The sequence below is a fragment of the Rhizobium sp. P1_E1 genome, from assembly GCF_056406015.1.
Genome location: NZ_JBFUAY010000012.1, coordinates 86703 through 93388 on the forward strand (window position 1 = coordinate 86703; position 6686 = coordinate 93388).

Consider the following 6686-nt stretch of genomic DNA (forward strand, 5'->3'; position numbering starts at 1 on the left):
CTGCGGTGGGACGCGTCGTGCAGCGTCCCACGACCGAACCCAGCGCGAGCATGGACTTTGCCCTAAGTGCTAGTAGCAGGGCGGATACGGATAATAGCCACATGCCGGAGGCGGGTAATAACGTCGCTCCGCAGCGGCCGCACCAATCGCCGCCCCCGCCACGACGCCCGCCCCATAGTACGCGCCTGGATGGGCGTACCATCCGCCACGCCAAACCGGCGCGCGGAACCCAGCGCCTCCCACGGCGACGCCCCCATAGGGACCACGTGCCGCGAACCAGTCGATAAACAGCGATGCGGGCCCATCGGCTCCGGCGAGGTCCCCTTCAAGCACTGCTACGTCGAACGTCAGGTCTCCGCCCTCAAGCTTCGGCATTTTCAGGACGACCACCACGTCGGCAACAGAATCACCCTTGGCGCTGAGTACCGATATCGTCGCGTTGGGTGGGTCCTTCGCGAAGCTGTCGGGCCCCTCACCCCATTGCTTGATGAACTCGGAGGTCAGCACGTGGCCCGCCGATCGGACCGGGCGGTCGGCAAACACGATCGACACCGCCGAGATGCCACTCATCGTTAGCTTGCCACCCTCGAGCTTCGCCCCACCGGAATTCAGCACGGCAAGCGACGGCACCATTTTTGACTTGGTCGCTCCTATCGTCTTTTCCGCTGGAGCCGAAATGGCGTCCTGCGCGAAGACAGGCGATGCCGCTAGAAGGCTCGCCGCGACGGCGATCATGCTTATTGCTGAGAGTCTTAGCATCATACATCCTCCAGTTTGATTATGACCACTCCCTATTTCAGGAGCCCTAGATTGATCAGTTGAACGCGCCTGTTGTCGATCACGGTGGCGATGAACATCAACTGCCCGATCTCGACGCCTACATTGAAGAACAGCAAGGCAAGCGGAATGTCCCCTGAAGGAAGGGCCAGTTCAGACAGTGCCCCCGCGAACCCCAGCCCGTGCAGCAGCCCGAACGCAAAGGCGACCAGCCAAGGGCGTTTCGCAAGGGTGCGAGCGGGCTGTAGAGCCGCAGGATCGTGAACCAGCCCTTGCCGGGAACCGTCTGCACCCAGTTGCCTCGCTTGACGTATTTCGGCTGATCGGGGCCGAAATAGATCGTGGTAGAGCCATCCGCGGCTGCGAGTAACGAGACCGTTCTTTTAAGCGCCGTCATGATGTTCCCTCGGTTGCAGACCTATCATCCAGCGGCTCTGTCATGCAGACTCAGGATACGGAGCTACTCATCGTGACCGTGCATCGCGAATGCGCAAGTATGTAACGGTAACATACGGGGTAGTTGGTGGTACGGGACGCTATGTTCGAAGCCAGCGGCGGCCGGGCGGCAGAAGAGATCGTCATGACAAGGGATGCCGACATAACCATATTAAGAAAGCGCGGAATGCTGGCGACCGTGCGCGGCGTCCCTGCGCATAGCGTGGGCGGGGCCGAAGTGGATACTATGCCCTGCGATATGCTACTGGGTAATGCAATTCTGCATGTCGCGAGACTGGACGTTTCGGTTTGCACGACCGCCGCCGCGAGTGTCTTTGCGGAGGGCATTATGTTGAATTGCGAGGACTGCCGTCGGCTCGCCTTGAAATATGGCGACAAGCTTGAAGTTCGTGAGTAGGAAGCAAGAGCCCTGAGCACTGGCCGATCAGCTTGGACATCAACACGACATCCGACCTCGGAGCCATGAGAGAATTCAGTTCGATGATGGTGTTCGGGAGTTTCATGGTTGAGACGTGGGGCATTGAACCCGCCTCGGCTGATTTACATCGGCGTCTTCCTTTAACTGCGCCAGTATCGACATGGTCGGGCGGCTGATGAACGCGAATCCTTGACGAGCTTCCAGTCATTCTCTGACGACACGTTTCCAGTCAGGTAAGCCCGCCGCGCCGGGGAAGATTGAGCGCATGGAATTACAGACGCCGATCCGGGGTCTGTAACTCTATGATTTTCTGACGCGGCGTTTTGAGGTGAACCCGTCGGAGGCCGGGAGTGCCATCGCACTGAATTGGGCGCTGGGCCGCCTCCCCGAGATGGCTGTCGTGCGGCCAAGGGGTTAACAAAACGACCTTCGAGCACAACCAAAAAAAATTCAAAAATCTTCTTTCTTCAAAGTTTGACCGCCGAAAACGCCCTGTTTTTAGGGGTTTCTCGGCGGTCGACTCAATACAACCTGCTCAAAAAAGTTGTCAAAGGAACTGACGTAGGTGTCAGAGGTATGTGACGAACTACATCAGATCTTTGAGAGCGCCTGCTCAAGATCGGCGATGATGTCCTTGACGTCCTCGATGCCGACGGAAAGGCGCACCACGTCAGGCCCCGCACCGGCGGCGATCCGCTGCTCGTCGGTCAACTGCCGGTGCGTTGTCGAGGCCGGATGGATGACGAGCGAACGGGTGTCGCCGATATTGGCAAGATGAGAGAAGAGCTCCAGCCCCTCGACCAGCGTCTTGCCCGCCTCATAGCCGCCCTTGACGCCAAAGGTGAAGACGGAGCCTGCGCCCTTCGGCGAGTAACGCTGCTGCAGGGCATGGTTCGGATCGTCGTCGAGGCCGGCATAATTCACCCAGGCGATCTTGCTGTGCGCCTTCAGCCACTTCGCGACGGCGATCGCATTGTCGCTGTGACGCTGCATCCTGAGCGGCAGCGTCTCGATGCCGGTCAGGATCAGGAAGGCGTTGAAGGGCGAGATCGCCGGCCCGAGATCGCGCAGGCCGAGCACGCGGGCAGCGATCGCAAAGGCGAAATTGCCGAAGGTCGCGTGCAGGACCATGCCGTTATATTCCGGCCGCGGGCTCGACAGCATCGGATAATTGCCGGATTTCGACCAGTCGAAGGTGCCGCCGTCGACGATGAGGCCACCCATGGAATTGCCGTGGCCGCCGAGAAACTTCGTCAGTGAATGCACGACGATGTCGGCGCCATGCTCGATCGGACGGATGAAATAGGGTGTCGCCATCGTATTGTCGACGATCAGCGGCAGGCCGTGGCGATGCGCGACGTCGGCGATGGCAGCGATATCGACGAAGGTGCCGCCGGGATTGGCCAGGCTCTCGATGAAGATGCCGCGCGTCTTGTCGTCGATCTGGCTTTCGAAACTTGCCGGATCGGCGGCATCGGCCCAGCGCACCTGCCAGCCGAAATTCTCGAAGGCGTGGCCGAACTGGTTGATCGAGCCGCCGTAGAGCTGGCGGGCAGCGATGAAATTCTCGCCAGGACGCATGATATTGTGGAAGACGATCACCTGCGCCGCATGGCCGGAGGCGACGGCAAGGGCGGCCGTGCCGCCCTCGAGCGCTGCGACGCGCTCCTCGAGAACGGCCTGTGTCGGGTTCATGATGCGGGTGTAGATGTTGCCGAAGGCCTGCAGACCGAAGAGGGCGGCGGCATGATCGGAATCATTGAAGACGAAAGCGGTCGTCTGGTAGATCGGCGTTACCCGCGCGCCGGTCGCCGGGTCGGGCTGCGCGCCGGCGTGGATCGCCAACGTGTTGAATCCCGGATCATTCTTGGCCATGTCGTCCTCCCGTTATTGCTGATGGGAGGGATCATAGCCTCTCGCGAACGAAAGTTAATCGCGATCCGTTTCAACCCATGGGCGTTCCGTGGAAAATCCGTCTCCGCGAACCGCAACTCAGGCAATGAGACGAGGATATTCGATCGCCGGGCAGCGGTTCATCACCACCTTGATGCCGGCGGCCTCCGCCTTTGCCGCAGCCGCATTGTCGCGGACACCAAGTTGAGACCAGATGATCTTCGGCAGCGGCCTCAGCGCCAGCGCCTCCTCGACGACCCCGTCCAGATATTCGGAAGCGCGAAATACGTCGACCATGTCGACCGGCATGGGAATGTCGGCGAGCCGGGCATACACGTTGCGGCCCTGGATCTGTTTGCCCGCCTGCCCCGGATTGACAGGAATGACCTCGTAGCCGCGCGACAACAGATAGCCCATGACGCCGTTGCTCGGCCTGGCCGGATTGGGTGAGGCGCCGGTCAGCGCGATGGTCTTTACCGAATGCAGAATTCCGGCGAGGTAATCATCCGTGTAGACGTCGTGATTCATATCCGTTTCTCCACTCCCGAAAGCCCTTCGCCACGGCGCGCAGTTTTATTGCGTTTCCGTGAAACCGGCTGGGCATCTTTTCCGTATATATGAATTGGATACTCCCTGAGGATGATTCGATGAAAAAAATCGCTCTTGCCCTCATGCTCGTGCTCGCCGCATCGCCGGCGCTGGCGATCTCGCGCTACAATCCGCTCACCATGAGCTGCGCCAGCGTGCGCGCCGCCATCCACAATCAGGGCGCCGTCATCTTCCGCTACCAATCTCCCCGTGGCTTGCCGCTCTACGATCGCTATGTCCGCAACAGCAATTATTGCGACGCCACCGACTATGCGGAATGGACGCATATCCCCTCAAAGGACAATCCGCGCTGCCAGGTCCTGAACTGCCAGAGCATCGACAACCTTGACGGGATGCTCTTCGTTCCGCATCATCAGCTTTGATGTTTTCATCGTCGTGACAGCCGCCGAAACTGTACGTCTTTCGCGTTTGCGAAAGGTTTTGGCTCAATTGTGCGCTGCGATTTCTTGAAGATTCACAATCGGAAGCTTCAATTTCCCCCTATGTCAAAGCTATAGAATAATATCTATATTTCAGCAGCATAGAATAATCGGCTCCCTCGCTCCTGTAGATATTTTCTCTTTTTGTTCGTGGTAATTCCGCCCTTTGTTCTTCTATCCATTAGAAACATCTCATAGTTGAAAGGATCGCGCGGATTGAACGCATGTCGCGCGCACGTAAAAATTGCTCCAATGCGCCGCCATTGTTCACATAGTGGAAGGATGCTATTCGACATATGAACGCATAAGCGACCGCAGCCGTACATTTTCGTGCAAATCCCAGTTGTCTTTTCAGGAATTTGAAACGCCGAAGGCGAGACGTATTCCGCTTCCTGTCATCCTTTCCGGATTTACTCCCTTGCCTCTCGACGTCATCCTGCTCGTTCTCTTCGGCGCACTGCTGCACGCGACATGGAACGCCATCGTCAAGGCGGGGAGTGATAAATCCCTGGATGCGGCGCTGATCTCTGCCGGCGGCGCTGTTTCGGCGTTGCCGTTCCTGGCGTTCCTGCCGTTGCCGCACGCCTCGGCCTGGCCGTTCATCGGCGCCTCTGCCATCCTGCAGTTCGCTTATTTCCAGTTGGTCGCCGCCGCCTACCGGGCCGGCGATATCGGTCTCGTCTATCCGCTGATGCGCGGCTGCGCACCGCTACTGATCGCCGCGACAAGCGGTTTCATCCTGAAGGAAAATCTTTCCAGCGGCGCCCTTGCCGGCACGATGACGATTTGCGCCGGCGTCCTCACACTCGCTCTGGAGGCACGGCGCGGCAGCAGCCGCGCCGTCATGCTGTCGCTTGCCAATGCCTGTGTCATCGCCAGCTACACCTATGTCGACGGCATCGGCGCGCGTATCTCCGGCAATGCGGTTTCCTACACTTTGTGGATGTCGCTGCTGCCACCCGTCCTACTGTTTTCCTGGGCGGTTTCGCAACGCGGCACTGTCGCCGTCGTGCGTCACGTTCGTCGCAACTGGTGGCGCGGCCTCATCGGCGGCGCCGGCTCGATCGCCTCCTATGGGCTGGCACTCTGGGCGATGACGAAAGCCCCGGTCGCGACCGTCGCAGCGCTGCGGGAAACCGCGATCCTCTTTGCGCTGGTGATCTCGATCACCGTCTTCAAGGAAAAAGCCAGCATCTGGCGCTACGTCGCCGGCGTCGTCATCGCCATCGGCGGGCTGATTTTGAAACTGGCGTAGTCACTCGCCCTTCCAGTCCGGCTTGCGCTTGCCGAGGAAGGCACCGATCCCTTCGTGAGCATCCTGCGTCAGCATGTTCTCGACCATCACCCTGGCGGTATAATCATATGCCGCCTCCACTGGCAGTTCGAGCTGCCGGTTGAAGGCTTCCTTGCCAATCTTCAGCGTCAGCGGTGACTTGCTGGCGATCACAGCCGCATATTTGGAAACCACCTGCGCCAGATACTGCTTGGGCACGATGCGGTTGACGAGGCCGAAATCCTTGGCAGTTGAGGCGTCGATCGTCTCGCCGGTCAGCAGCATCTCCATCGCCTGCTTGCGGTGCGCGGCACGGGAAACGGCCACCATCGGCGTCGAACAAAACAGGCCGATATTGACGCCCGGCGTGCAGAATGTCGAACTATCCGTGCAGATCGCCAGATCGCAGGAGGCAACGAGCTGGCAGCCCGCAGCCGTTGCAAGCCCGTCGATCTCGGCGATGACAGGCTTCGGCAGATGCGCGATCTTGAGCATCAGATCGGCAGCGAGCCGAAAGGTCTTTTCGAAGAAATCGGCACCCTGATCTTCATCGGCGCGATGGGTCGTGAGTTCCTTGAGATCATGCCCGGCGGAAAAGACGTTACCGGTCGAGGCGATGACGACGACGCGTACATCCGGCTCCGCCTCGGCCGTCTCCAGCTCGCCCATCAGCGCTTCGAGAAGTGCGATCGAAAACACATTCGCCGGTGGGTTGTTGAGCACCAACCGCAGCACGCCGTCGCGCAGCGAGCGGATCAACAATCCGCCCTCTTCCGCTCTGGCTGCGTCCGGGAAAGATACGATGTCGGCCATGATGCTGCTCCCTGCGCTCGATTCAGGC

Annotated in this window: 7 protein-coding genes and 2 pseudogenes; 3 read left to right on the forward strand and 6 right to left on the reverse strand. The window is 59.6% G+C overall.

What is annotated here, in order from left to right; genetic code table 11:
* Positions 1-69: 69 nt before the first annotated feature.
* The 3 genes and pseudogenes from AC1D1Z_RS07580 to AC1D1Z_RS07590 form a co-directional block, all read right to left on the reverse strand.
* On the reverse strand, positions 70-762 hold the full coding sequence (locus tag AC1D1Z_RS07580; protein ID WP_018447519.1) for a hypothetical protein: 693 nt from the start codon (positions 760-762) through the stop codon (positions 70-72).
* A 74-nt stretch (positions 763-836) separates the two neighbouring features.
* Positions 837-1004: pseudogene (locus AC1D1Z_RS07585) on the reverse strand (HupE/UreJ family protein); the annotation flags it as partial.
* A 2-nt stretch (positions 1005-1006) separates the two neighbouring features.
* Positions 1007-1141 (reverse strand): annotated as a pseudogene (locus AC1D1Z_RS07590) (DUF1214 domain-containing protein); the annotation flags it as partial.
* Between the two features lie 216 nt (positions 1142-1357).
* On the opposite strand from AC1D1Z_RS07590, the gene AC1D1Z_RS07595 reads away from it, so the two are divergent.
* Entirely contained in the window at positions 1358-1630 is a 273-nt protein-coding gene (locus AC1D1Z_RS07595; protein ID WP_131605000.1) for a hypothetical protein, read from the forward strand.
* Positions 1631-2242: 612 nt separating this feature from the next.
* Here the strand turns inward: AC1D1Z_RS07595 and AC1D1Z_RS07600 are convergent.
* On the reverse strand, positions 2243-3526 hold the full coding sequence (locus AC1D1Z_RS07600; protein ID WP_017993606.1) for an O-acetylhomoserine aminocarboxypropyltransferase: 1284 nt from the start codon (positions 3524-3526) through the stop codon (positions 2243-2245).
* Positions 3527-3643: 117 nt separating this feature from the next.
* Positions 3644-4072: a CoA-binding protein gene (locus AC1D1Z_RS07605; protein ID WP_018447514.1), complete on the reverse strand. Its 429-nt coding sequence runs from the start codon at positions 4070-4072 to the stop codon at positions 3644-3646.
* 119 nt (positions 4073-4191) lie between these two features.
* Between AC1D1Z_RS07605 and AC1D1Z_RS07610 the strand changes: the two genes are divergently transcribed.
* Together AC1D1Z_RS07610 and AC1D1Z_RS07615 are read left to right on the forward strand one after the other, a co-directional pair.
* A complete protein-coding gene (locus AC1D1Z_RS07610; RefSeq protein WP_024321130.1) occupies positions 4192-4515 on the forward strand; it encodes a hypothetical protein in 324 nt (107 codons plus the stop codon).
* Positions 4516-4990: 475 nt separating this feature from the next.
* Positions 4991-5827, forward strand: a complete 837-nt coding sequence (locus tag AC1D1Z_RS07615) for an EamA family transporter (RefSeq protein WP_026188358.1) — start codon at positions 4991-4993, stop codon at positions 5825-5827.
* On the opposite strand, the gene AC1D1Z_RS07620 is transcribed toward AC1D1Z_RS07615, so the two are convergent.
* Positions 5828-6658 (reverse strand): enoyl-CoA hydratase, encoded by an 831-nt coding sequence (locus tag AC1D1Z_RS07620; protein WP_131604909.1) that lies wholly within the window; start codon positions 6656-6658, stop codon positions 5828-5830.
* Positions 6659-6686: the final 28 nt, after the last annotated feature.

Coding starts and splice junctions, on each gene's coding strand:
- AC1D1Z_RS07605 (WP_018447514.1), bottom strand. CDS start 4,072: ATGAATCACGACGTCTACACGGATGATTACCTCGCCGGAATTCTGCAT.
- AC1D1Z_RS07595 (WP_131605000.1), top strand. CDS start 1,358: ATGACAAGGGATGCCGACATAACCATATTAAGAAAGCGCGGAATGCTG.
- AC1D1Z_RS07600 (WP_017993606.1), bottom strand. CDS start 3,526: ATGGCCAAGAATGATCCGGGATTCAACACGTTGGCGATCCACGCCGGC.
- AC1D1Z_RS07610 (WP_024321130.1), top strand. CDS start 4,192: ATGAAAAAAATCGCTCTTGCCCTCATGCTCGTGCTCGCCGCATCGCCG.
- AC1D1Z_RS07580 (WP_018447519.1), bottom strand. CDS start 762: ATGATGCTAAGACTCTCAGCAATAAGCATGATCGCCGTCGCGGCGAGC.
- AC1D1Z_RS07620 (WP_131604909.1), bottom strand. CDS start 6,658: ATGGCCGACATCGTATCTTTCCCGGACGCAGCCAGAGCGGAAGAGGGC.